Origin of the sequence: Bradyrhizobium sp. 149 (assembly GCF_023073915.1) — a bacterium.
GTDB lineage: Bacteria > Pseudomonadota > Alphaproteobacteria > Rhizobiales > Xanthobacteraceae > Bradyrhizobium.
Window position 1 is genome coordinate 100,031 of the sequence record NZ_JADPKK010000012.1, and the last position, 24,999, is coordinate 125,029.

At 63.7% G+C, this 24,999-nt stretch carries 24 protein-coding genes; 13 read left to right on the forward strand and 11 right to left on the reverse strand.

Annotated elements, in window-relative coordinates; genetic code table 11:
* Positions 1 to 53 precede the first annotated feature (53 nt).
* A complete protein-coding gene (locus tag IVA88_RS04510; protein ID WP_007598630.1) occupies positions 54 to 740 on the reverse strand; it encodes a response regulator transcription factor in 687 nt (228 codons plus the stop codon).
* A 235-nt stretch (positions 741 to 975) separates the two neighbouring features.
* Here IVA88_RS04510 and IVA88_RS04515 point away from each other — a divergent pair, with 235 nt between their 5' ends.
* The gene (locus IVA88_RS04515; protein WP_247496085.1) at positions 976 to 1,512 is read left to right on the forward strand and encodes a L,D-transpeptidase family protein; all 537 of its coding nucleotides are present in this window, start codon (positions 976 to 978) and stop codon (positions 1,510 to 1,512) included.
* 6 nt (positions 1,513 to 1,518) lie between these two features.
* On the forward strand, positions 1,519 to 2,292 hold the full coding sequence (locus tag IVA88_RS04520) for a fumarylacetoacetate hydrolase family protein (RefSeq protein WP_247496086.1): 774 nt from the start codon (positions 1,519 to 1,521) through the stop codon (positions 2,290 to 2,292).
* A 34-nt stretch (positions 2,293 to 2,326) separates the two neighbouring features.
* On the opposite strand, the gene IVA88_RS04525 is transcribed toward IVA88_RS04520, so the two are convergent.
* Positions 2,327 to 3,016: a YggS family pyridoxal phosphate-dependent enzyme gene (locus IVA88_RS04525; RefSeq protein WP_247496087.1), complete on the reverse strand. Its 690-nt coding sequence runs from the start codon at positions 3,014 to 3,016 to the stop codon at positions 2,327 to 2,329.
* Positions 3,017 to 3,124: 108 nt separating this feature from the next.
* Between IVA88_RS04525 and IVA88_RS04530 the strand changes: the two genes are divergently transcribed.
* The 4 genes from IVA88_RS04530 (at position 3,125) to holA (ending at position 9,348) form a co-directional block, all read left to right on the forward strand.
* Positions 3,125 to 4,822: a diguanylate cyclase gene (locus IVA88_RS04530; protein WP_247496088.1), complete on the forward strand. Its 1,698-nt coding sequence runs from the start codon at positions 3,125 to 3,127 to the stop codon at positions 4,820 to 4,822.
* Positions 4,823 to 5,094: 272 nt separating this feature from the next.
* On the forward strand, positions 5,095 to 7,734 hold the full coding sequence (gene leuS / locus IVA88_RS04535) for a leucine--tRNA ligase (RefSeq protein ID WP_247496089.1): 2,640 nt from the start codon (positions 5,095 to 5,097) through the stop codon (positions 7,732 to 7,734).
* Positions 7,721 to 8,272 carry an LPS assembly lipoprotein LptE gene (lptE, locus tag IVA88_RS04540; protein WP_247496090.1) on the forward strand — a complete coding sequence of 184 codons (552 nt, stop codon included), beginning with the start codon at positions 7,721 to 7,723 and terminating at the stop codon, positions 8,270 to 8,272. Before leuS ends, lptE begins: the two co-directional genes overlap by 14 nt.
* A 47-nt stretch (positions 8,273 to 8,319) precedes the next feature.
* Entirely contained in the window at positions 8,320 to 9,348 is a 1,029-nt protein-coding gene (gene holA / locus IVA88_RS04545) for a DNA polymerase III subunit delta (RefSeq protein WP_247496091.1), read from the forward strand.
* Between the two features lie 188 nt (positions 9,349 to 9,536).
* On the opposite strand, the gene IVA88_RS04550 is transcribed toward holA, so the two are convergent.
* From IVA88_RS04550 to IVA88_RS04585, 8 genes are all read right to left on the reverse strand, one after another.
* Entirely contained in the window at positions 9,537 to 10,421 is an 885-nt protein-coding gene (locus tag IVA88_RS04550) for a ParB/RepB/Spo0J family partition protein (protein WP_247496092.1), read from the reverse strand.
* 144 nt (positions 10,422 to 10,565) lie between these two features.
* Complete coding sequence (locus IVA88_RS04555) at positions 10,566 to 11,420, reverse strand: ParA family protein (protein WP_247496093.1); 855 nt, start codon at positions 11,418 to 11,420, stop codon at positions 10,566 to 10,568.
* Between the two features lie 29 nt (positions 11,421 to 11,449).
* Entirely contained in the window at positions 11,450 to 12,223 is a 774-nt protein-coding gene (gene rsmG / locus IVA88_RS04560) for a 16S rRNA (guanine(527)-N(7))-methyltransferase RsmG (protein ID WP_247496094.1), read from the reverse strand.
* Positions 12,224 to 12,232: 9 nt separating this feature from the next.
* On the reverse strand, positions 12,233 to 14,113 hold the full coding sequence (gene mnmG, locus IVA88_RS04565) for a tRNA uridine-5-carboxymethylaminomethyl(34) synthesis enzyme MnmG (RefSeq protein ID WP_247496095.1): 1,881 nt from the start codon (positions 14,111 to 14,113) through the stop codon (positions 12,233 to 12,235).
* A gap of 256 nt (positions 14,114 to 14,369) precedes the next feature.
* The gene (gene mnmE, locus IVA88_RS04570) at positions 14,370 to 15,728 is read right to left on the reverse strand and encodes a tRNA uridine-5-carboxymethylaminomethyl(34) synthesis GTPase MnmE (protein ID WP_247496096.1); all 1,359 of its coding nucleotides are present in this window, start codon (positions 15,726 to 15,728) and stop codon (positions 14,370 to 14,372) included.
* Positions 15,729 to 16,040: 312 nt separating this feature from the next.
* Entirely contained in the window at positions 16,041 to 17,306 is a 1,266-nt protein-coding gene (gene rho / locus IVA88_RS04575) for a transcription termination factor Rho (protein ID WP_007598612.1), read from the reverse strand.
* A 246-nt stretch (positions 17,307 to 17,552) separates the two neighbouring features.
* Complete coding sequence (gene hemJ, locus IVA88_RS04580; RefSeq protein ID WP_007604072.1) at positions 17,553 to 17,987, reverse strand: protoporphyrinogen oxidase HemJ; 435 nt, start codon at positions 17,985 to 17,987, stop codon at positions 17,553 to 17,555.
* A gap of 173 nt (positions 17,988 to 18,160) precedes the next feature.
* On the reverse strand, positions 18,161 to 18,469 hold the full coding sequence (locus tag IVA88_RS04585; RefSeq protein WP_247496097.1) for a hypothetical protein: 309 nt from the start codon (positions 18,467 to 18,469) through the stop codon (positions 18,161 to 18,163).
* Between IVA88_RS04585 and IVA88_RS04590 the strand changes: the two genes are divergently transcribed.
* Genes IVA88_RS04590 through dnaQ form a run of 4 tightly spaced genes read left to right on the forward strand, consistent with a single transcriptional unit; the run spans position 18,443 to position 21,292 of the window.
* A complete protein-coding gene (locus IVA88_RS04590; RefSeq protein ID WP_247496098.1) occupies positions 18,443 to 19,282 on the forward strand; it encodes a pyruvate, water dikinase regulatory protein in 840 nt (279 codons plus the stop codon). The genes IVA88_RS04585 and IVA88_RS04590 overlap by 27 nt on opposite strands.
* Positions 19,283 to 19,317: 35 nt before the next feature.
* The gene (locus IVA88_RS04595; RefSeq protein ID WP_247496099.1) at positions 19,318 to 19,926 is read left to right on the forward strand and encodes a Maf family nucleotide pyrophosphatase; all 609 of its coding nucleotides are present in this window, start codon (positions 19,318 to 19,320) and stop codon (positions 19,924 to 19,926) included.
* A 22-nt stretch (positions 19,927 to 19,948) separates the two neighbouring features.
* The gene (gene coaE, locus IVA88_RS04600) at positions 19,949 to 20,572 is read left to right on the forward strand and encodes a dephospho-CoA kinase (RefSeq protein ID WP_247496100.1); all 624 of its coding nucleotides are present in this window, start codon (positions 19,949 to 19,951) and stop codon (positions 20,570 to 20,572) included.
* Positions 20,573 to 20,575: 3 nt separating this feature from the next.
* Entirely contained in the window at positions 20,576 to 21,292 is a 717-nt protein-coding gene (dnaQ, locus tag IVA88_RS04605) for a DNA polymerase III subunit epsilon (RefSeq protein ID WP_247496101.1), read from the forward strand.
* On the opposite strand, the gene secB is transcribed toward dnaQ, so the two are convergent.
* Positions 21,289 to 21,771 (reverse strand): protein-export chaperone SecB, encoded by a 483-nt coding sequence (gene secB, locus IVA88_RS04610; RefSeq protein ID WP_007598595.1) that lies wholly within the window; start codon positions 21,769 to 21,771, stop codon positions 21,289 to 21,291. The genes dnaQ and secB overlap by 4 nt on opposite strands.
* 417 nt (positions 21,772 to 22,188) lie before the next feature.
* Between secB and IVA88_RS04615 the strand changes: the two genes are divergently transcribed.
* Genes IVA88_RS04615 through IVA88_RS04625 form a run of 3 tightly spaced genes read left to right on the forward strand, consistent with a single transcriptional unit; the run spans position 22,189 to position 24,978 of the window.
* Complete coding sequence (locus tag IVA88_RS04615) at positions 22,189 to 22,884, forward strand: Tim44/TimA family putative adaptor protein (protein WP_247496102.1); 696 nt, start codon at positions 22,189 to 22,191, stop codon at positions 22,882 to 22,884.
* A complete protein-coding gene (locus IVA88_RS04620; protein ID WP_247496103.1) occupies positions 22,862 to 24,388 on the forward strand; it encodes an MltA domain-containing protein in 1,527 nt (508 codons plus the stop codon). Before IVA88_RS04615 ends, IVA88_RS04620 begins: the two co-directional genes overlap by 23 nt.
* A complete protein-coding gene (locus IVA88_RS04625; RefSeq protein ID WP_247496104.1) occupies positions 24,385 to 24,978 on the forward strand; it encodes a Smr/MutS family protein in 594 nt (197 codons plus the stop codon). Before IVA88_RS04620 ends, IVA88_RS04625 begins: the two co-directional genes overlap by 4 nt.
* The last annotated feature ends 21 nt before the right edge of the window (positions 24,979 to 24,999 follow it).

The window sequence follows — 24,999 nt, forward strand, 5'->3', positions numbered from 1 at the left end:
GTCCGGGGCTCAAGGGCACGCGATCTAAAACGATTCGCACCCCCCGAAGCGTATCACGGCACCAGCTTGTAGCCACCGGCTTCGGTGACCAGGATTTCCGGGTTGGCGGCGTCCTTCTCGATCTTCTGGCGAAGGCGGTAGATGTGGGTTTCCAGCGTGTGGGTGGTGACGCCGGAATTGTAGCCCCAGACCTCCTGGAGCAGGGTCTCGCGCGAGACCGGCATCTGGCCGGCCCGGTAGAGGAAGCGGAGGATGGCGGTTTCCTTCTCCGTGAGGCGGACCTTGCGCGCATTGGCGGCGGTCAGCATCTTGGAGCCGGGCCGGAAAGAGTAGGGGCCGACCGAGAACACCGCGTCCTCGCTGGCTTCGTGCTGCCGGAGCTGGGCGCGGATGCGCGCCAGCAGCACGGCGAATCGGAAGGGCTTTGCGACATAGTCGTTGGCGCCGGATTCCAGACCCAAAATCGTGTCGGAATCGGTGTCATGCCCTGTGAGCATGATAATCGGAGCCTTGAACCCGCCCTTGCGCAAGGAGCGGACCACTTCGCGGCCGTCCGTGTCAGGCAGGCCAACATCCATCAGGACGAGATCAGGAGCATTGGCCTTCGCGGCGCTCGCGCCCTTGGCGCCAGTATCGACGGCGGAGGCTTCAAATTCTTCGTGCAGCGACAATTGCTCCACCAACGTATCGCGCAGATCGGTATCGTCATCCACGATCAGGATCTTGCGGGCATTGGCCATAGGGGGTCATCCTTTTGGGGTCCGGCGCGGCGCGCATCCATGCTGCACCCAGCCGAGAGGGAAGTTTAGGGGTCGCCGTTATTATTATTGTTCGTGTTGAAGTAGTGGGCTGTTACCGATTCACAAGCCAGAACCACTCTAACCCAGAATAGCAGGCCGTTTTGATGAATGTCCTGTAATGAATTCGACATCGCACGTTCATATGAAAAACAAAGCTTCGTCAGCTAGTTACACCATGAGGCAAAGCGCAAGGCCGCTCTCGGCGATCCGCGTTAAGGCTGCTGCGGGGAATCCATGCCGGGGCTGGCTGACCGCCGGAGCGCTGACGATTCCGGTGGCGCTCGGACGCGGTGGCATTCTGGCAAACAAGCGCGAGGGCGATGGCGGCACCCCGAGGGGCAGCTTCCGTCCCAAGCGATTGTGGTGGCGGGGCGACCGGCACAGCCGGCCGCAGACCTTCTTGCCGGCCCGGATCATCACCGGCGAGGACGCCTGGTGCGAGGATCCCAAGGACCGTCATTACAACCAGGGAATCCGGCTCGGCGAGGGGCAGGGTGGCGACCGGCTCAAGCGGGCCGACCATCTCTATGACTTCATCGTCGAAATCGACCACAACACGAGGCCGCGGATCGCTGGCCGGGGCAGCGCGGTGTTTTTGCATCTGGCCCGCGACAATTTCGGCCCGACCGCAGGCTGCGTCTCGATGACCAAGGCGGCGATGCGACAATTGCTGCGGCGGCTGGGACCAAGAACAAAAATCATCATCGGGTGAGGACGCATGCTCGACAAGGATCAGATTGCCGCCGCTTCGCAGGTCCTGGTCAGACATTGGCGCGACGGCACCAAGCTTGACGCGCTGGAGCCAGGGTTGCGGCCACAGAGCCGCACCGAGGGTTACGCCGTGCAGGCTGCGCTCAGCGGGACATTGTTCGGCTGGAAGATCGCGGCGACGAGCGAGTCCGGACAGAAGCACATCAATGTCGCGGGACCGCTGGCCGGTCGCATCATGAGCGACACCGTGATCGCCGATGGCGGCACCGCCTCGATGACGGGCAATGCGATGCGCGTCGGCGAGCCCGAGTTCGCTTTCTGCATGGGGCGCGATCTACCGCCGCGCGCGGCGCCGTACACCGTCGACGAGGTGCTCGCGGCCGTCGACACCTTTCATCCCGCGATCGAGATTCCCGATTCGCGCTTTGCCGATTTCGCCAGCGCCGGCGAGGCGCAGCTGATCGCCGACAATGCCTGCGCGCATCTGTTCGTGCTGGGCGCGGCGACGAGTGCGAACTGGCGCGCCATTGATCTTGTCGAGGAGCGGCCCCAGATCACGCTGCGCGGCCAGCGCTATCTCGGCCACGGCAAGAACGTGCTCGGTGATCCCCGAATTGCCCTGGTCTGGCTGGCCAACGAGCTGCGTGGCCTCGGCATCAATTTGCGGGCAGGGGAGGTGGTGACCACGGGCACGTGTCATCCGCCGCTGCCGATCCAGGCCGGCGATCATTTCGCGGCGGATTTCGGCGTGCTGGGGAGGGTGTCGGTGGGGTTCAAATAGGCGCTACGCGCTCCCTCATCGTCCCGGCGATCATTCACCGGTGCCCGAAGATCGCACTTCCCACGCGCACATGGGTGGCGCCGAGCATGATCGCGGTCGCATAATCCGCGCTCATGCCCATCGAGAGCTTCGTCAACCCATTGCGCGCGGCGATCTTGGCGGTGAGCGCGAAATGCGCCGCCGGCGGCTCATCCACCGGCGGGATGCACATCAACCCCGAGATCGTCAGCCCGTAGCTGTCGCGGCAGCTCGCGATGAAAGCATCGGCCTCGCCGGGAGCGATGCCGGCCTTCTGCGGCTCCTCACCGATGTTGATCTGGACGAACAATTCCGGGTGCTTGTTCTGGGATTCGATTTCCTTGGCTAACGCCTGGCAAATGCTCGGGCGGTCGACCGAATGGATGGCGTCGAACAGCGCGACCGCCTCTTTCGCCTTGTTGGATTGCAGCGGCCCGATCAGATGCAGCGCGATATCGGAGTAAACAGAAGTTAACGCGGGCCACTTGCCTTTGGCCTCCTGCACGCGATTCTCGCCGAATACGCGCTGTCCGGCGTCGATGACCGGGGTAATAGCGTCCGCGGCGAAAGTTTTCGAGACCGCGATCAGCGTCACGGAGGCACGCTCGCGCCGCGCATCCTTGCAGGCGCGTGCAATTTCGGCTTCGACCGCGGCGAGCGCATTTGGTGAATGGCCGGTTACCGGCCCGGCGTTGGCTTCAGTCATGATGTCGCATCGGAGCTGGTTGTTGCGGAGCTAGTTCTAATTTTACCGAGTTCAAGAAAGAGTTTTTGAAGCCTTCGCTTTACTTTAGCCGCGGGGTGGGCAGCGAAGATGGCAAACGTCAGTTTCAACCGCAAACGAGCGAAACTCAAGCAGGTTCTCGGAATCCGGGCGCGGCTTGCGTTGCTCGCGGTGATTCTGGTGACGCCTTTGATGCTCGAGCGCATCCGTTCGCTCGAAGACACGCGCGCGCGGCAGATCGCGCAGGCCACGGCCGAATTCACCACCATTGCAAGACACAGCGCCGATGCACAGCGCGAGGTGATCTCGTCGGTCGAGACAATCCTGAAATCGGAAGCATTCATCCGCGCCTCCGCGGGCGGCATCAGCAAGAGCTGTGACGTGCTGCGCGCGAGCCTGCCGTCGAATCTCCCCTGGATCCGCACGCTTCTGATCGCCGGCCAGGACGGACGCATCCAGTGCGCCACCAACAACATGTATGTCGGCCTCGACCTCAGTGACCGGCCGTACTTCCATCAGGCTCAGGAAACCGGCCGCTTCGTGCTGAGCGACTTCATCCTGTCGCGCCCGGTGCTGTCACCGACCGTGATGGCGGCTTACCCTGTATCCGCCTTCAGCGGGGTAGCGGATGCCGTCGTGCTCGCCACCGTCAACCTCGACTGGATGTCGAAGGTCATGAACAATCTGGGTGGACGCGCCGGCATCACGGCCGTGCTGGTCGACAGCGCCGGCACCGTGCTGGCGGCACCAGCCGACCAGCATAGCGCGATCGGTCGTCCGCTCGACAACATGCCCCTGATGTCCGCGATCGCCGACAGGGCGCTGAGATCGGACCAGGACGAAGGCTCACTCTCTTTCCTTGCAGCCGACGGCTCCCGCCGCGCGGTCAGCTACATCCGCATCGCCGGGACCAATGCTCGCCTGATCGCCAGCATCGACGAGGACAAGGTGTCAGCGGCCGTGAGTCGCGACATCCGAACCGCCTATCTCCAGCTCGCTTTCGTCGTCGTATTCGTGCTGCTCGGCGCGCTGATCGCGGCCGAGAAACTGGTGATCAAGCCGATCAGGATGCTCGCCGACATGGCCAAGCGTCTAGGCGAGGGCGATCTGTCGGCGCGCGCCGCGCGCAATCGCCTGCCGGCCGAATTCGTGCCGCTGGCCCGCGCGTTCAACGCGATGGCCGCGCAGCTCAGCCAGCGCGAACGCGAGCTGATGGCGAGCAATGACCGGCTCACGGTGATGGCCTCGATCGACATGTTGTCGGGGCTCGCCAACCGCCGCGGCTTCCAGAGCCGCCTCGACTTCGAATGGATGCGCGCGCAGCAATATGGCAGCGAACTCGCGCTCTTGATGATCGACGTCGACCATTTCAAGCTGTTCAACGATACCTATGGCCATCTCGAAGGCGATTCCTGCTTGACTAGGCTTGGCGAGTCGCTGTCCGGCATCGCCGCCGACACGATGGGCTTCGCGGCCCGCTATGGCGGCGAGGAATTCTGCCTGTTGCTGCCGAACACCGACGTGGCGCGCGCCGTCGAAATCGGCGAGCTCGCGCGCGCGGCCGTGCTGAAGCTGTGCCTGCCGCACATCACCTCCGACCACATGATCGTCACCGTGTCGATCGGCGTTGCCGCGACCAAGCCAAACGAGAGCCTGCGTCCGGGCGATCTGATCGAAGCCGCCGACGCCGCGCTCTACGCCGCCAAGCACCGCGGCCGCAACAATGTTGTCGAGCACGGCATCACCGTGATCGACAACGGCGCGGCGGAAATGATGATGGCGGGTTGAGGGCTAACCCGCGGCCCCAGCTGCATCGAACTCGCTCTCCGTCACCACGCGCCGCTCGGACGTGACGAGCTGAATCCATCGCTCGTCGGGTGCTGTTGGCGGGCGACCTCGCACCAATCCCTTAATCCCCATCCGAACAGGCCGCTCCGTGCTTTTGCGGACCAGCCTTGCGGGGCGATACCGCCAGCGGCAACCCATTGACCGCTTGAGGACTTCTATGGCCTAGTCCGCCGTCTTTAGACGGCCCAAATCCACGAAAACCCAACGATTCCATGACCTCCGAACGCTACAACGCCCGCGACGCCGAACCGCGCTGGCAAGCCGCCTGGGACCAACAGGCGATCTTCGTCTCCAAGAACGACGATTCGCGGCCGAAATACTATGTGCTGGAGATGTTCCCCTACCCGTCGGGGCGCATCCATATCGGCCATGTCCGCAATTACACGCTTGGCGACGTACTGGCCCGCTTCATGCGCGCCAAGGGTTTCAACGTGCTGCACCCGATGGGCTGGGACGCTTTCGGCCTGCCGGCGGAGAACGCCGCGATCGAGCGCAAGGTCGCGCCGAAGGCCTGGACCTACGACAACATCGCCGCGATGAAGAAGCAGCTCCGTTCGATCGGGCTGTCGCTGGACTGGAGCCGCGAGATCGCGACCTGCGATCCCTCCTATTACAAGCACCAGCAGAAGATGTTTCTGGATTTCCTGCGCGAAGGCCTCGCCGAGCGCGAGAAGCGCAAGGTGAACTGGGACCCCGTCGACATGACCGTGCTCGCCAATGAGCAGGTGATCGACGGGAAAGGCTGGCGTTCGGGTGCCGTTGTCGAACAACGGGAAATGAACCAGTGGGTCTTCAAGATCACGAAGTACTCGCAGGAGCTGCTGTCGGCACTGGATACGCTGGACCGCTGGCCGGACAAGGTGCGGCTGATGCAGCGCAACTGGATCGGCCGGTCCGAGGGACTGTTGATCCGCTTCGCGCTCGATGCCAAGACCTTGCCTGAAGGTACGACACCGTCCGGCGAGAGCGAGCTGAAGATTTTTACGACGCGTCCCGACACGTTGTTCGGCGCGAAATTCATGGCGATCTCGGCCGATCATCCGCTGGCGCAGGCAGCTGCGGCCAAAAATCCGAGGCTGGCCGCGTTCATCGGCGAGATCAAGCGGATGGGCACGGCGCAGGAGATCATCGACACCGCCGAGAAGCAGGGTTTTGACACGGGAATCCGCGCGATCCACCCGTTCGACCCCTCCTGGAAACTGCCGGTCTACGTCGCCAACTTCGTGCTGATGGAATACGGCACCGGCGCCATCTTCGGCTGTCCCGCACACGACCAGCGCGACCTCGACTTCGTCAACAAGTACAATCTCGGCAACACGCCGGTGGTGTGCCCCGAGGGCCAGGATCCGAAGACCTTTGTCATCACCGATACCGCTTATGACGGTGACGGCCGCATGATCAATTCGCGCTTCCTCGACGGCATGACCATCGACCAGGCCAAGGACGAGGTGGCGAAGCGTCTCGAGACCGAACTGCGCGGCAACGCGCCGGTCGGCGAGCGTCAGGTCAATTTCCGCCTGCGCGACTGGGGCATTTCACGCCAGCGCTATTGGGGCTGCCCGATCCCCGTCATCCATTGCCCCAAATGCGATGTGGTGCCGGTGCCGGATGCCGACCTGCCCGTCGAACTGCCGGATGATGCGACCTTCGACAAGCCGGGCAACGCGCTCGATCATCATCCGACCTGGAAGCACGTCACCTGCCCGCAATGCGGCGGCAAGGCCCAGCGCGAAACCGACACCATGGACACTTTCGTGGATTCGTCCTGGTACTTCGCGCGTTTTACTGATCCCTGGAACGAGAACGCGCCGACGACGCCCGAGGTCGCGAACCGGATGCTGCCGGTCGACCAGTATATCGGCGGCGTCGAGCACGCGATCCTGCATCTGCTCTACAGCCGCTTCTTCACCCGCGCCATGAAGGCGACTGGACACATCGCGCTGGACGAGCCGTTCGCCGGCATGTTCACGCAGGGCATGGTGGTGCACGAGACCTACCAGAAGGCCGACGGCACCTACGTCCAGCCGGTCGAGGTGAAGGTCGAGACCGGCGCCAATGGCCGCCGCGCCACGCTGCTGACGTCAGGCGAAGACATCCAGATCGGCCCGATCGAGAAGATGTCGAAGTCGAAGAAGAACACGGTCGACCCCGATGATATCATCGAGACCTACGGCGCCGACGTCGCCCGCTGGTTCATGCTGTCGGACTCTCCGCCCGAGCGCGACGTGATCTGGAGCGACGAGCGCGTCCAGGGCGCCTCGCGGTTCGTGCAGCGGCTGTGGCGGCTGGTGAACGACTCCATCGAACCCGGCAAGACCGCGCCGGCGGCCCGGCCGGCCAGCTTCGGCCCGGACGCCACCGCCTTGCGCAAGGCCGCCCATGGCGCGCTGGACAAGGTCACCACCGGGATCGAGCGGCTGCACTTCAACGTCTGCCTCGCCCATATCCGCGAATTCACCAATGCGTTTGCGGAGGTCTTGCAGCGTCCCGGCCAAGCGGGCCCCGATTTGGCCTGGGCGATCCGGGAGGCCAGCCAAATCCTGGTCCAGCTGTTCTCCCCGATGATGCCGCATCTGGCCGAGGAGTGCTGGCAGGTTCTCGGCCACAGCGGGCTGGTTTCCGAGGCCAATTGGCCCCAAATCGAACGCGATTTGCTGGTCGAAGACAGTGTGACCCTGGTGGTTCAGGTCAACGGCAAGAAGCGGGGTGAGGTCACAGTTGCAACAGCGGCCGAGAATCCGGAAATCGAGGCTGCCGTTTTGGCCCTCGATGCGGTAAAACTGGCCCTGGACGGCAAGCCCGTCCGCAAGGTGATTATCGTCCCCAAGAGGATCGTGAATGTTGTCGGCTAGGATCCGCATCGCAGCCCGCTTGCTGGCGGTGGCCGCACTGGCGGCCCTGACCGCCGGCTGCTTCCACCCGATGTATGCCGAGCACACCGACGGCACCCCCGGCCTGCGCGAGAAGCTGATGGGGGTCGACCTGCCCCCGATCGCCAAGGCCAATGCCTCGCGCGAGGCCCGCGTCGGCGTCGAGGTCCGCAACGCACTGGCCTTCAAGCTCTACGGCACCGCCACCGGCATGCCGCCGACCCATCGCCTGGAAATCCGCTTCGCAAGCAGCAAGTCGTCGCTGATCGTCGATCCCAATACCGGCCTGCCGAGCAGCGAAAACTACGGCATCGACGCCCAGTACAATTTGATCGAGGTCGTCAGCGGAAAATCGGTGATGACCGGCACGACGTTCTCGCGCGTGTCCTACGACATGCCCGGCTCCTATCAGCGCTTCAGCCGCAACCGGGCGGTACGTGATGCCGAGGATCGTGCCGCCAACGAGATCGCCGAGAACATCACGACGCGCCTCGCCTCGTTCTTCACCGCGGGCACTTAATTCATCCCGTCATCCCGGGGCGCCCGGAACGACGAACCCCAGGCAACATGGTCGCGCTACGCGGAAAAGAGATCGACGCCTTTCTCGCCCGCCCCGATGGGGGCCGTCCGATCATCCTGCTCTATGGTCCTGACGCCGGCCTGGTTCGCGAACGAGCGGATGCGCTGATCGCCTCGGCCGTCGACGATCCCAACGATCCCTTCTCGCTGGTCAAGCTCGACGGCGACGAGCTCTCCGCCGAGCCGTCCCGCCTGGTCGATGAAGCGATGACGGTGCCGCTGTTCGGCGGCCGCCGCGCCATCCGCATCCGTGCCGGCTCGCGCAGCTTTGCCAGCGGCATCGACACGCTGGCGGAGATGGGCGTCAGGGATTGCCGCATCGTGATCGAGGCCGGCGAGCTGCGCCCGGAATCGCCACTGCGTAAGGCCTGCGAACGCGCCAAGACGGCCGTCGCGATCGCTTGCTATCCCGATACTGAACGCGACCTGGCCAAGCTGATGGAAGACGAGCTCCGGATCGCCAATTTGCGCATCACGCAGGACGCCCGCGCGGCGCTGATGTCGTTCCTCGGCGGCGACCGCCAGGCCTCGCGCAACGAGCTGCGCAAGCTCACGCTCTATGCCCATGGCAAGGGCGAGATCACGCTGGATGATGTGATGGCTGTCGTCGCCGACGCGTCGGAGCTAAAGCTCGACCCGATCGTCGACGGTGCCTTCGCCGGTCGGCCCGAGATCGTCGAGAACGAGTTCGCCAAAGCCATGATCGCCGGCACCTATCCCGGCGTGATTATTTCTGCCGCGCAGCGCCAGGCGGCGTGGCTGCACAAATCGGCGCTCGCAATCGCCGACGGCACGCCCGCTTCCGCGGTGCTCGACGGCGGCTATCCGCGCCTGCATTTTTCGCGAAAGCCCGCGGTCGAGACCGCGCTGCGTAATTTCAGCGTGACGCGGCTCGCCGCCATCATCGAGCAGCTCGCGACCGCCGCGCTCGACACCCGCAAGCAATCCACCCTCGCCGCCGCCATCGCCCAGCGCACGCTGATGGCGATCGCGGCGAATGCGAAACGGCGGGGCTGAGCCGGCAAGCATCTCGCCTCTCGTCATTGCGAGGAGCGCAAGCGACGAAGCAATCCAGAATCCCTCGGTGGAAAGATTCTGGATTGCTTCGCTGCGCTCGCAATGACGGGAGAGGTGCATGCCCCTTACCTGACGAGCGCTTTTCCGCGCATCTCCTCAGGTAAGGATGAGAGAGTGCGAATGACGGCCTACACCGCGCCCTTCGCCAGCCGCCGCATCACCTCGTCGAGCTGATCGAGGTTGCGGTAGTGGATCTGGACCGAGCCGCCGGGATCACGATGGCTCACCGTGACCTTGAGCCCGAGCGCGTCGCTGACGCGCTTCTCCAGGTCGACCGTGTCAGGGTCCTTCTCCTTGACCCCCGTGCGCGCCTTCTGCGGCTTGCGCTCCGGCACGCCCTCTTCATGCGCCAGCGCCTCGGCCTGGCGGACGTTGAGGCCCTCTTCGACGATGCGCTTGGCGGCCGCGAGCGGATCAGGCACGCCGATCAGCGCGCGGGCATGACCGGCGCTCAGCTCGCCGCTCGTGATCAAGGCTTGCACCTCGTCGGGCAGCTTCGTCAGCCGCATCATGTTGGCGATATGGCTGCGGCTCTTGCCGACGACTTTGGCGATGTCATCCTGGCTGCGCTTGAACTCGTTGGCGAGCGCGTGATACCCAAGCGCCTCTTCCATCGGGTTGAGGTCTTCGCGCTGCACGTTCTCGACGATCGCGAACTCCAGCGCATCGCTGTCGCTGATGTCGACGGGGACGATCGGCACTTCGTGCAGGCCGGCCATTTGCGAGGCGCGCCAGCGCCGCTCGCCGGCAATGATCTCGTAGCGGTCCTGCGCGCCCTTCACCGGACGCACCACGATCGGCTGGATCACGCCGTGCTGCCTGATCGAATCGCTAAGCTCCCTGAGCTCGGTCTCCGAAAAGGTGCGGCGCGGGTTGCGCGGATTGGGCTTGATGAATTCGATCGGCACCTTGCGCTGCGCGCGCGGGCGGTCGACATGCTGAGCCTCGCCGCCCACGTCACCGATCAGACTTGCAAGACCCCGGCCCAGTCGCGAACGCGCTTCGTCGGCCATCGCCAGCTCCCTTGGATTCACGGTGCAGCACTCCAGAACTGAATTTCGAATCGTAAGGTGGGTTAGCGTAGCGTAACCCACCTGTGGTTTATCTCAGGCGGCAGACGTGGCGGGTTACGCCTTGCGAACCCACCCTACGCAGCTTCAATGCGCCGTTCGCAGCTCGCGCTCGCGCTGGATCACTTCGGTGGCGAGCCGCAGATAAGCTTCGCTGCCGACGCATTTGAGATCGTACACCAGCACCGGCTTGCCGTAGGACGGCGCCTCCGAGATGCGCACGTTGCGCGGGATCATGGTTTTGTAGACCTTCTCGCCCATGAACTGCCGGACGTCCGCAACGACCTGGTTCGAGAGATTGTTGCGCGAGTCGAACATGGTCAGCACGATACCGTGGATCGACAGGTTCGGATTGAGCGTCGATCGCACCTGCTCCACGGTCTGGAGCAATTGCGACAGACCTTCGAGCGCGAAAAACTCGCACTGGAGCGGCACCAGGATTGCGTCGGAAGCCGCCATCGCGTTCACGGTGATCAGATTGAGCGAGGGCGGACAGTCGATCAGCACATAGGTGTAATCGGCGTCCGGCGAGACGTTGTTGTTGAGCGCGCTGATCGCGTCACGCAGCTTGTACGCACGACCGGGCGTGGTGCCGAGCTCGAGCTCGAGGCCGGAGAGATCCATGGTCGAGGGCGCGATATGCAACCGGGGCACTGCCGTCGACACCACCGCTTCTCGCAGGCTCGCCTCGCCCACGAGAACATCATAGGTCGAGCAGGAGCGGTTGCGGCGATCGATGCCGAGGCCCGTCGAGGCGTTGCCCTGAGGATCGAGATCGACGATCAGGACACGCTCGCCTATCGCCGCGAGCGCCGTGCCGAGATTGATCGCTGTGGTTGTTTTTCCCACGCCGCCCTTCTGATTCGCCAGCGCAAGGATGCGCGGATGGCCCTGTGGGACGGCAGCGGTCTGTTCTTGCTGCGGCTCGTCAATCACGCTCATCGCAAATTCCCCACTCGGCCCCTGACGCCTCACCCGCGCCGTTCGACGGAAGCCAGCTCGACGATCCAACCGTCGCCCGTCCGGCTTTGGTAGAGCTGCGGCTGAATATTCCAATATTTAGTGGCTTCGGTCAATTCAGACTCTACATCTTGACCCTTGAGAAACAACGCCTTTGCGCCTTGGCGCATCAGCGGCTCCGCAAAGCCGATGAGTTGGTGTAGCGGAGCCAGCGCACGCGCGGTGACGCAATCGACCGGGCCGGTGATTCTATCCACATTATCCCCGATCTCAGCGAGATGTACGACTCCCGGCGAGGTCGTGACGCGGATCGCTTCGCGCAGGAAGGCCGCCTTCTTGGCGATTCGCTCGACCAGATGGACGCTCGCCCCGACCCTCCCCGCCATGGCGCAGGCCAGCACGATTCCGGGAAAGCCGCCGCCGCTGCCGAGGTCGGCCCAGCGTTTGGCCGACGGGGCGAGAGCAACGAGCTGAAGCGAATCGGCGATGTGCCGGGTCCAGAGATGCGGCAACGTCGAGGGGGCGACGAGGTTGGTCTTGGCTTGCCATTCCCTGAGCAGCGCGATGTAGCGATCGAGCCGGGCTTCCGTTTCATGTGAAACGGGCGCGAGCTTCAGCGCTGCGATCTTGTCGGCCGCGATGACGGAGTCCAGCGATCGATCGTTGGCGTTGGCCTTGTCGATCTTCGGTCTGGTCGGCACCGGTTCGGCGCGGCGAGCGGCGCCCTCGCCCACCGGGGGTTTTCCTGATGACGATCTGCCGCCGCCCGGCCCGCGCTGTTTCACGTGAAACGCCTATGCGATTGCTTTGGAAGTCTTCCGCGCTTCGCGGCGGAGATAGGCCGCAAGGATGCCAAGCGCCGCCGGCGTCATGCCATCGATTCGGCCAGCCTGGCCAACGGTGAACGGCCGCGCCTTCTCCAACTTGGCTCTCACCTCATTGGAGAGACCGGGGACCTGCTGGTAGTCGACTTCCGACAGCACCATCCCCTCGTCCCGCCTGAAGCCTTCGACGTCGGCGCTCTGGCGCTCCAGATAGACATCGTATTTGGCGTCGATCTCAAGATGGATGGCAATGACGGGGTCAATGGTAGCGAGTTCCGGCCAGATCGCACGGATCTGGCTCCAGCCGATGTCCGGATACGTCATCAGCTCGAAGGCCGACCGCCGCTGGCCATCCCGATTCAGGGACAGCCCGTGCTTGATGGCCTCGTTCGGAGTGATCGTCAGCGATTTCGATAGCACTCGGGCCGCGTTCAGGGCGTCCATCTTGGCCCGATGATGCCGGGTCCGGGCGTTACCGACGCAACCGAGCGCAATCCCCTTCTCGGTCAGACGCTGATCTGCATTGTCAGCCCGCAGCGTCAGCCGATACTCGGCCCGCGACGTGAACATCCGGTATGGCTCGCTGATGCCGCGGGTGACGAGGTCATCGATCATCACGCCGAGATAGCCATCCGCCCGGTCGAACACCGTCAGTGCGGTGCCGCTTGCAGCCAATGCCGCGTTCAGGCCCGCCAGAACGCCCTGGCCGGCGGCTTCCTCATATCCGGTGGTGCCGTTGATCTGCCCGGCCAGGAACAGGCCGCGCAACCGCTTGGTCTGGAGGGTCGGATCGAGCTCCCGGGGATCGACATGGTCGTATTCGATGGCATAGCCCGGCCGAACCATCTTCACCCGCTCCAGGCCGGGAATCGTCGCGAGGATGGCGAGCTGGACCTCCTCCGGCAGTGACGTCGAGATGCCGTTGGGATAGACGGTGCTGTCGTCGAGCCCTTCCGGCTCCAGGAAGATCTGGTGGCCGTCACGGTCGCCGAAACGGACGATCTTGTCCTCGATCGAGGGGCAATAGCGCGGTCCGGAGCTCTTGATCTGGCCGGAGTACATCGGCGAGCGATGGACGTTGGCCCGGATCATATCGTGGGTCGCGGAATTGGTCCGGGTGATCCCGCACTGGATCTGCCGCGTGGTGATCCGTTCGGTCATCACCGAAAACGGCTCGGGAGGCTCGTCCCCCGGCTGCAACTCGACAGCCGACCAGTCGATCGTGGTCCCGTCCAGACGCGGTGGAGTCCCCGTCTTGAGCCGTCCGAGGGTGAACCCGGCGCGTTCGAAGGAGGTCGAAAGGCCCATCGCAGGCGCCTCGTCAACCCGCCCGGCCGGCCAATTCTTCTCGCCAAGGTGGATCAGACCGCGCAGGAAGGTGCCCGTGGTGACGACGACAGCCCCTGCGCGAAGCTTGCGGCCATCTGCCAGGCGGAGGCCAGTCACCCGTCCCTCGACCACGAACAGTTCGTCCGCCTCGCCCTCGACAACGGAAAGGCCCTCGGTCTCCCGGATCGCCGCCTGCATCGCCGCGGCATAGAGCTTCCGGTCGGCCTGCGCGCGCGGACCACGGACCGCCGGGCCCTTCCGGCGATTGAGAACGCGAAACTGGATCCCGCCGGCGTCGCCGATCCGGCCCATCAGACCATCGAGCGCATCGACCTCACGCACCAGATGGCCCTTGCCGAGACCGCCGATGGCGGGATTGCAGGACATCGCGCCCACCGTGGAGAAACGGTGCGTCACCAAAGCGGTCGCCGCGCCCATCCGGGCAGAGGCAGCCGCGGCCTCACAGCCGGCATGACCGCCGCCAATCACGATGACGTCGAAGCTCTCTCGCTCTGTTCGCATGGCCGGACTTGTATCCCAGAGGCTAATATGCCGGAAGTGTAAATTGGATGAGACGCTGTTTCACGTGAAACAACTACGAGGGCAGAACGCGTTCCGTGAAAACAACCCCATGCACAGTAGCCAGTGCCTTGTACCGCCTCCTGTTTTCACGAACAAACATGAGCCAAGATGTTTCACGTGAAACACGTGGAACTCGGCCTTTCGCACCTGAAGCAAATGGTGGGACAAAGGCTAGTTCTACAATGAAGAACTAGCGCTACTTTCCGATACAGAATTTCTGGAAAATGGCCCCAAGGACGTCCTCGACATCCACCCGGCCCAACAGCCGGCCCAAGGCATAGGCCGCGGCACGCAGCTCTTCGGCGGCAAGCTCCTCGCCCTCTTCTATAAGCTCCAGGCTCCGGAGCAAGCTATCGGATGCCCGGCGCAGCAGATCGCGCTGGCGGGCCCGGGTCACCAATGCGCCCTCCGTCGTTCCGAAGAAGTTGGCGGCGAATTTCACGAGGGCATCGACCAACTCGGGAATGCCATCGCCTCGACTGGCCGAGATCCCGAACTCGCCGCGCGGCCCGGCGTCCTCGCCCCCGCCGAGATCGACCTTGTTGCGCACGATCCAGATTGAGTCGCCCGAGGGAGTGCTCCCGTCGCCGGACTTCCCCAACGACCGCATCGCGTCCGGATCGACAGCACGCCCACCCTCCACCAGCCACAACACCAGGTCGGCGTCTTCGGCTCGAGCTCGCGCCCGGCGAACCCCCTCCTGCTCGACCGGATCGTCGGTCTCGCGAATGCCGGCGGTGTCGATCACCGTGACGGGATATCCATCGAGATCGAGCTGCACCTCGATCACATCGCGCGTTGTGCCGGCATGCGGCGAGACGATCGCGACATCGCGGCGCGCGAGCTGGTTGATCAGCGTCGACTTGCCGACATTCGGCTCGCCCGCGATCGCCACCACCAGGCCGTCGCGCAGGCGTTCAGCTTGTCCCTGTGCCGCAAGGACTTCTGCAATTTCGCCGTGCAGGGCCTCGATCGCCTTGACCGCAGGCGCCCTCAACTCGGCGGGCACATCGCCCTCGTCGGAGAAATCGATGCCGGCCTCGATCAACGCCGAGGCCTCGATGATGCGCTCGCGCCAGTCGCGCGCGCGATGGCCCAGCAGGCCCTGCAGCTGCCGCAGCGCCTGGCGGCGCTGGCGGTCGGTGTCGGCATGAATGAGATCGTCGAGGCCCTCCGCCTCGGTCAGATCGAGCTTGCCGTTTTCGAAGGCGCGCCGCGTGAATTCGCCGGGCTCGGCGGTCCGCGTGTTCGGAATTACGGAAATTGCGGTGAAAAGCGCAGCCAGCACCGCGCGGCCACCATGGACGTGGAATTCGGCGACGTCCTCGCCGGTGGCGCTGGCCGGCCCCGGAAACCACAGCACGACGGCATCGTCGATCGGCTGGCCGGCGCCGTCATGAAGGAGCCGGCGGCTGGCTTGTCTCGGCGCCGGCAACTTGCCTGCCAGGGTCGTCAGCACCCGGCTGGCGCCGGGTCCGGAGATGCGCACCACCGCGAGCGCGCTCGGCGGACGGCCGGACGACAGCGCAAAGATGGTGTGGTCTCGCGGATGCATGGCCTATTTGTCCGGCTGAAGGGAAAAAGGCAAACGTCCGTTTCGGCGGCCGACAGCGTTGCTTTGCTGCACGAGTTCCCGCAGCAGAACCTATGATGCAATGCAGCATATCCGAGCTCGTTTGCTGCAAAAATTACTCGCTGCTGATCGAGAGACGCTCCAAACGAAGTTATTCTGAAACCAAATCAACAGCTTAAAAGAGGTTAGGCCCAAGCGGTAAAGCCCCCGACATGCTGCAGCTCTGCTGCACCAAGGCCGCACAAAGAAAAAGGGCGCCCGAGGGCGCCCTTTGATTTCATGCTGCACCCTAACTCAGGTGTTCATCGAGTCGAAGAACTCGGAATTGCTCTTGGTCGAGCGCAGCTTGTCGAGCAGGAAGTCGATGCCGTCCATCGTACCCATCGGATTCAGGATGCGGCGGAGCACGTACATCTTCTTCAGGACCACCGGATCGGTGATCAGCTCCTCCTTGCGGGTGCCGGAGCGCGAAATGTCGATCGCCGGGAAGGTCCGCTTGTCCGAAACCTTGCGGTCGAGGATCAGCTCGGAGTTACCGGTGCCCTTGAACTCTTCGAAGATGACTTCGTCCATGCGGCTGCCGGTATCGACCAGCGCGGTCGCGATGATGGTCAGCGAGCCGCCCTCTTCGATGTTGCGGGCGGCGCCGAAGAAGCGCTTCGGCCGCTGCAGCGCGTTGGCATCGACACCACCGGTCAACACCTTGCCGGACGACGGCACCACGGTGTTGTAGGCGCGGCCGAGACGCGTAATCGAGTCGAGCAGGATCACGACGTCGCGGCCATGCTCGACCAGACGCTTGGCCTTTTCGATCACCATCTCGGCAACCTGGACGTGGCGCACCGCCGGCTCGTCGAAGGTCGATGAGACGACCTCGCCCTTCACCGAGCGCTGCATGTCGGTGACTTCTTCCGGACGTTCGTCGATCAAGAGCACGATCAGATAGCACTCGGGATGATTATGCGCGATCGAGTGCGCGATGTTCTGCATCAGCACGGTTTTACCCGTGCGCGGCGGCGCGACGATCAGCGCGCGCTGGCCCTTGCCGATCGGCGCGACGATGTCGATCACCCTTGCAGAAAGGTCTTTCCGCGTCGGATCGTCGATTTCCATGCGGAAACGCTGATTCGGAAATAGCGGCGTGAGGTTGTCGAAATTGACCTTGTGCTTGGCCTTTTCCGGGTCCTCGAAATTGAGCGTGTTGACCTTCAGCAGCGCAAAATAGCGCTCGCCCTCTTTCGGGCTGCGGATGTGGCCTTCGATGGTGTCGCCGGTGCGCAGGCCAAAACGGCGGATCTGCGAGGGCGAAACGTAGATGTCGTCCGGACCCGGCAGATAATTCGCGTCGGGCGAGCGGAGGAAGCCGAAGCCGTCGGAGAGAACCTCGACCACGCCCTCGCCGACGATGTCGGTCTCGGCGAGCGCAAGCTGCTTGAGGATGGCAAACAGCAGCTCCTGCTTGCGCATGGTGCTGGCATTCTCGACCCCGTTCTCTTCCGCAAACGAGACGAGCTCGGCCGGCGTCTTCGACTTGAGGTCCTGGAGTTTAATTTCCCGCATTGGGGTGGTCCTGTGGGGTAACCTGGGGAGGGGTGCGAGGAGGCTCTGAAATGCGGACGCGAGAAGGTAAGGTCCGCAGGTCTGGCAAGGAGAGCGCCGGTGAGGCTTCAAACCTGATGGGGTGTCCGGCCTCTGGAAAGCTCAGACACAACCACATCCGCCTGCGTTGGGTGGGATTTTGCTAATATAGAAAATCGCCTCACACTCCGCAAGCCGAAGCGCTGAGCGATCGTTCGCGATCCTTGCCTAGAACGGCTTCACGATCACCATGATGACGATCAAAATCATCAAGGCGGTGGGTACCTCGTTGATAATCCGATAGAATTTCTGGCTTCGGGGACGCCGGTCCGCGGCGAAATCCTTCAGCCAGCGCGAAAAAAAGCCGTGGACCGCCGACATCGCCAGGACCAGTGCCAGTTTTACGTGCAGCCAGCCGAAGGTGAACCAGTGGCCGGCCCAAGCGAGATAGAGCCCGGCGAGCCAGGTGACGATCATGGCGGGGTTGATGATCGCCTTGAACAGCCGCCGCTCCATGATCTTGAACGTTTCCGACTGCTTCGAGCCGATTTCGGCCTCGCAATGATAAACGAACAGCCTTGGCAGATAGAGCATGCCCGCCATCCACGAGATGACGGCGATCACATGCAGCGCCTTGATCCAGAGATAGACGTCTTCGAACATGTTTCGCGTCCGGATTTCTGCCGAGGCATGGGAACTGGGGATAGTAAGAACCCGTTAAGGTCTTGCCTGCACACTTATCCGTCCGTAGCGCCCTTCTCCAATAAGAATCTTAGATTCTTAAGGTTTGAGTTTATGTGACGGTGAATTGGACTCACAAGATTCCATCCGCCCGTTCACACGCGCTTGTTCACATCCATCAACATATCCCTGATCGCTCTGGCCGCTTTCGATAAGTCGGTCAGCTTCAAAGGCTTGCGCGTTTCTGTCCGCAGCTTATCAAGGGAGTTATCGACGCAATCCCGTTTCCCTTTCGGCAGGGTGTCGAACTTGTTCTCACGGGCAGTGGTGTGAAGAAAATTGCCAGTTGTCCCGCCCCCGCTGTCGCACATCCCTTTCCGAGCGGTTAAGGTCCACAGAAATCCACAAACCACACCGCCTTCATACAAAGGGCTTTTGTGCCGACCTCGAGCAATTATTTCCATCTGCACCTCGTCTCCGATTCCACCGGTGAGACGCTGATCACGGTCGCGCGCGCCGTCGCCGCCCAGTACGCCAATGTCACCCCGGTCGAGCACGTCTATCCGCTGGTGCGCAGCCAGAAACAGCTCGATCGCGTGCTCGATGAGATCGAGGAGGCGCCGGGAATCGTGCTGTTCACGTTGCTCGAGAAGGATCTGGTCGCCAGGCTCGAGGACAAGTGCAAGGGGATCAATGTTCCGAGCCTGTCGATCATCGGCCCGGTGATGCAATTGTTCGAGGCGTATCTCGGAGCTGCCACGACCGGCCGGGTCGGCGCCCAGCACGTGCTCAATGCCGAATACTTCAAGCGCATCGACGCACTGAACTACACGATGATCCATGACGACGGCCAGCACGTCGAAGGGCTCGACGACGCGGACGTGGTGCTCGTCGGTGTCTCCCGCACTTCCAAGACACCCACATCGATTTATCTCGCCAATCGCGGCATCCGTACTGCCAACGTGCCGCTGGTTCCGGGCATTCCGGTGCCCTCACAATTGGAAACGTTGACACGACCGCTGGTGGTGAGCCTGCATGCGACGCCGGAACGCTTGATCCAGGTGCGCCAGAACCGCCTGCTTTCCATGGGCGCCGATTCCAGCAGCGACACCTATACCGACAGACAGTCAGTCGCCGAGGAGGTCGCGTTTGCCCGCAAGCTGAGTGCCAAGCACGATTGGCCGCTGCTCGACGTCACGCGGCGCTCGATCGAGGAAACCGCCGCGGCGATCATGAAACTCTACAGCGATCGCCAGCGTAACCGGCCTTCTGAATAGTCTTGGGAATTGAATAGTCTTGGGAATAATTTGCGATGGGTCTGTGGCTCGGCAAATCTTCGTTGATCCTGGCCTCGCAGAGCAGCGCGCGAAAGATGCTGCTCGCCAATGCCGGGCTCGAGTTCAAGGCGATCACGGCCGACATCGACGAGCGCGGTACGCAGGCCGCCTCCGGGCTCTCAAGTCCGCGCGAGATCGCCCTGCTGCTGGCGTGCGAAAAGGCAAAGGCAGTCTCGGCCCATCACGCTGGAAGCTATGTCATCGGTGCGGATCAAACGCTGGCGCTCGGCGATCGCCTCTTCAACAAGCCTGCCGGCCGTTCCCAGGCGTTGGCGCAACTGCGCGATCTCTCCGGCCACAGTCATGAGCTGAATTCCGCCGTGGCGATCGCACGCGATGGCGAGATCATCTTCGAAGACGTCTCGGTCGCGCGCCTGGCCATGCGGCAAATGAGCGAGGCCGAGCTTTCGGCCTATCTCGACACCGCCGGCGATGCCGTCACCACCAGCGTCGGCGGCTATCAGCTCGAAAGCCTGGGGATCCATTTGTTCGAGCGCATTGAAGGCGACCACTTCACCATTCTCGGCCTGCCGCTGCTGCCGCTGCTTGCGTTCCTGCGGCGCGAGCGGCTAATTGCGGTGTGAATGATAGTATGGCTGCGCGCTGATGCGGATCCTAGGACTGACCGGCTCGATCGGGATGGGCAAATCCACCACCGCCAAATTGTTCGCGGAGGCCGGCGTCCCCGTCTACGATGCCGATGCGGCCGTCCATCAGCTCTATGAGGGCGAGGCTGCGCCCGCGATCGAGGCCGCCTTCCCCGGTACCACCGCGAATGGCAAGGTCGATCGGCCGAAACTGTCGGCGCGTGTGGTGCACGATGCTGCCGCGATCAAGCAGCTCGAGCAGATCGTCCATCCGATGCTCGGCGCTTCCCGGAAAAAGTTCTTCGCCGACGCGGAAGCGGCCAACGCGCCGGTCGTGGTGCTGGACATCCCGCTGTTGTTCGAGACCGGCGGCGAGACGCGGGTGGATGCCGTGGTCGTCGTGACGGCGTCGCCGGAACTGCAGCGCGAGCGGGTGCTGGCGCGCGGCACGATGGACGAGGCCAAGCTCGACGCCATCATCGCCAAGCAGACGCCCGACGCGGAAAAGCGCAAGCGCGCCGATTTCGTGGTGGATACGTCACACGGACTCGATCCGGTGCGCGCCCAAATCGCGCACATCCTCGACGAGGTCGTTAAGATGCCGCAGCGGCGACCTGATTCGCCGCCGGACACGGCTTCTTGAATCATGCGCGAAATCGTTCTCGACACCGAAACCACCGGCCTCGACCCGCTGCGCGGAGATCGCCTGGTCGAAATCGGTTGCGTCGAGATGCTCAATCGCATGCCGACGGGGCAGAGCTTCCACGTCTACATCAATCCCGAAAGGGACATGCCGGCGGAAGCCTTTGCGGTGCACGGACTGTCGGCCGAGTTTCTGGCGACCAAGCAGCTGTTTCACGAGATCGTCGACGAGTTTCTGGAGTTCATCGGCGACGCGCCGCTGGTGATCCACAACGCCTCGTTCGACATCAGCTTCATCAACGCCGAGTTGGACCGGATCAAGCGCGCGGCGATCCCGCGTGAGCGGCTGGTCGATACGCTGCTGCTGGCGCGGCGCAAGCATCCCGGCGTGTCGAACCGGCTCGACGATCTCTGCTCGCGCTATGCGATCGACAATTCACGCCGCACCAAGCACGGCGCATTGCTCGACGCCGAGTTGCTTGCGGAAGTCTATGTGGATCTGGTCGGGGCGCGGCAATCGCAGCTGCTGCTGGCTTCCGAATCCGAGGAAACTCGCGCCAACGGGGCTGCCGATGCGCCACGGCGGCAGCGGCCGGCGCCGCTCACACCGCGGATTTCAGACGCCGAGCGCGAAGCCCACCGGGCCTTCATCGCAACGCTCGGCGACAAGGCGATCTGGAACGAGTTCCTGCCCGTTCCAGCCGCCCTTTCGGCCGGTTAGGCCTGACCGCTCGGCTGAGCGGCCATTTGCCGCTCCATGTTCTGACGATAGAGACCGACGAAGTCGACCGGATCCAGCATCAGGGGCGGGAACCCGCCGTCGCGCACGGCAGTCGCAATGATCTCGCGGGCGAACGGGAACAGCAGGCGCGGGCATTCGATCATGACCAGCGGATGCAGATTGTCCTTCGGCACGTTGGAGATGCGGAACACGCCGGCATAAGCGAGTTCGAACGAGAACATGATCTTGCCGGCGGTCTCGGCCTTGCCTTCGACCGACAACGTCACCTCGAACTCCTGTTCGCTGAGGTTATTGGCGCTGACATTGATCTGGATGTTGATCTGGGGCGGCTGGCTCTGCTGCTGGAGCGAGCTGGGCGCGTTCGGATTTTCGAACGAGAGGTCCTTGGTATATTGCGCCAGGACGTTGAGCTGGGGAGCCTGGGCCGCCTCGGGAGGGGTGCCGTTACCGTTGGTCATTAGAGTGTCTCCTTACCCGATCGGGGCTGAATTTCGCGGCGGTTGGCTAACATGAGGGCGCCTCGTTCCACAAGGACGAACGGCCCCGGATGGGGAATTCCGGCCGCGCCCACAACTGTGACGTTCACCTGCCCGGTCCAGTGAAACTGCGCCTTAAACGATTGAAGATGCGCGATTTCCGGGCAGGATCCGGTTTCCCCTTAAGCATAAAACGCGCTACACTCGGTGCTGTGCCAAAAGGCGCCATTGGCCGGGCAAGATTTCGTGCCTACATCCCACGGACCTGACGCGCGGACCTAAAACGGTGATGTAGACTTGCCGTTTCCGTGTGGAACGGTCTACTGGCCGGATCGATTTCCCGGCAACGACCCCTTCGGGACGGCCCCTTTCTACAGAAGACCAGAAAGCGAATACGACGTGGACATCTACACCATTATCTTCCTGGCGCTGGCGGTCTTCATCTTTCTGAGGCTGCGCAGCGTGCTGGGGCAGCGCACGGGCAACGAGCGGCCACCGTTCGACCGCAACGCGCTCCAGGGCGCCCAGGACAAGAACGTCGTCACCATGCCGGGCAAGGTCATCGATCAGGCCCCGTTGGCGCCGACGGCCGAGCCGACCCCGCCCTCCGACCGTTGGAAGGGCCTGACCGAGCCCGGCACCGTGCTCGCTCAGGGTCTCGACGCCATCGTCGAAAAGGATTCCACCTTCGATCCGCGCCATTTCATCTCCGGCGCTCGCGGCGCCTATGAGATGATCGTGCTGGCCTTTGCCAATGGCGACCGGCGCGCGCTCCGCGATCTGTTGTCGTCGGAGGTCTATGAAAGCTTCGACGCCGCGATCAAGGAGCGCGAGAAGAACGAGCAGAAGACCGAGACGCGCTTTGTCTCGATCGACAAGGCCGAGCTCGTCGGCGCCGAGCTGCGCGACCGCACCGCCCAGCTCACGATCCGCTTCGTCTCGCAGATGATCTCGGCCACCCGAGACAAGGCCGGCAACATCGTCGACGGCAGCGCCGACACCGTCGCCGACATCACCGACATCTGGACTTTCGCCCGCGACATCACCTCTCGCGATCCGAACTGGAAGCTGGTTGGCACCGGAAGCGCGACTTAAGGCTTTCCTCAAGACCAGCGCGACGGCGCTTTGCGCAGGTGTCGTCGCGCTGTCGTCGTTTTCGCTCGGCGCCGAGGCGGCGCGGCGCCACTATCGCAGCCATCACCATCATCTCCCGGAATTGCCCGCCGCGCCGCTACGGGCCTTGCCGTATCCGCAGCTTCCCCTGCCGCTCGAAATTGCCGGCGCGCAATATCTGCCGCTGGCCTGGGCCGACGTGAAGGGCTGGAGCGACGACGATCATCTCGCCGCCTACAAGACCTTTCGCGCGAGCTGCCGTCCGATCAACGCGCAGACCGGCGCTCCCGAACCCAAGGCTTTGGGCGCCTCGCTGAGCGAACCCTGCCGGGTCGCCAAATCGCTCGAGCTGACCGACGACGCCAGGGCCAAGACCTTCTTCGAGGAGAATTTTGCGCCGCTGCGGATCTCGCGCCTCGGCGAGCCCGACGGTTTCGTCACCGGCTATTACGAGCCGGTGCTGGAGGGATCGCGCACGCAGACCGACGTCTACAACGTGCCGGTCTATCGCCGCCCCTCGAACCTGTTCGTGCGCGGCTACAAGCAGGATTCGGTCAGCCTGCCCAACAAGGGCCCGGTGTATCGCAAGATCGGGCGCCGCAAGCTCGTGCCCTATTACGACCGCGCCGAGATCGAGGACGGCAAGATCGCCGGCCGCGGACTGGAGATTGCCTGGCTGAAGGACCCGACCGACCTGCTGTTCGCCCAGATCCAGGGCTCGGCTCGGATCAAGTTCGACGACGGCGGCACGGTCCGGCTCAATTACGACGCCTATAACGGCTATCCCTACACGGCGGTCGGTCGCATCCTGATCGAGCGCGGCATCATTCCGAAAGAAGAGATGTCGATGCAGAAGATCAGGGAGTGGATGGCGCAGACGCCGGATGGTGCCAAGGAGCTGCGGCGCCAGAACCGCTCGTACATCTTCTTCCGCGAGGTCAATCTCTCCGACAAGGAGGAGGCGGTCGGCGCGCAAGGTATTCCGCTGACGGCCGGCCGCTCGATCGCGGTCGACAAATCGCTCCATGTCTACGGCACTCCGTTCTTCATCGAGGGCGAGCTGCCGATCGATTCCGAACGCGCGAAGACGCCGTTCCATCGGTTGATGATCGCGCAGGACACCGGCTCGGCCATTATCGGTCCGGCGCGCGCCGATCTTTATTTCGGCGCGGGCCAGGAAGCCGGCCGGGTCTCAGGGCGGCTGCGCCATGCCATGCATTTCGTGATGCTGGTGCCGAAGGGCCTCGATCCCACCGCGCGCGGCGCGCGGCTCCCGGTGCCGGATCCGCGGCCCTCGGAGAAGATCGCAAAGCTGTTTCCGCAAACGGAGCCTGCGAAGTCCGCTGCTCCTGCCGCAGCTGTCGCGCCGAACAAGAGCGAGACCGTCGCTATCGCCGGCCCGGTGCCGCTGCCGGCGCCGCGTCCCGTGATAGAACCTGTCCGCGAACCGCGCCGGCACCCGAAGAGTCGTTCCCACCCGCAATGAAGCGATCGTCCCGTCCGCCCGTGCTGGATCCTCCACGTCCCTCGCCGCGCCGGCGCGCGCTCAGCGAGGAAGACCGCGAACTGTGGGACCTCGTCGCAAAGCAGGTCAAGCCGCTGAGAAAGCATCGCGCGACGAAGCTGCACGCTGCGCCGCGCGCCGCGCCTTCGCCCGCAACGCCTGTCGCCAAACCCGCGCCGTCCGCGCGGCCATCGGCTGCCGCGTCCGCGCCGCGCGTGGCAAAACCGGCAATGCCGCCTTTGGCGCCGCTCGGCAAGCGCGAGCGGACAAAACTGTCGCGCGGGCGCAGCGAGATCGAGGCGCGGCTCGATCTGCACGGCATGACCCAGATGCGCGCCCATCGCGCCTTGACCGGCTTCCTGCACCGCGCCCATCACGACGGCCTGACCTTCGTGCTCGTCATCACCGGCAAGGGCCGAAGCGGCGGCGAAAGCGGCGTGCTGCGCCGCCAGGTGCCGGAATGGCTGAGCCTGCCGGAATTCCGCGCCTTCGTCGTGGGATTTGAAGAGGCCGGTATCGGCCATGGCGGCGAGGGCGCGCTTTACGTGCGGATTCGTCGGGCGAGGTTTTAGGGAGCATAATCCGGAAAAGTG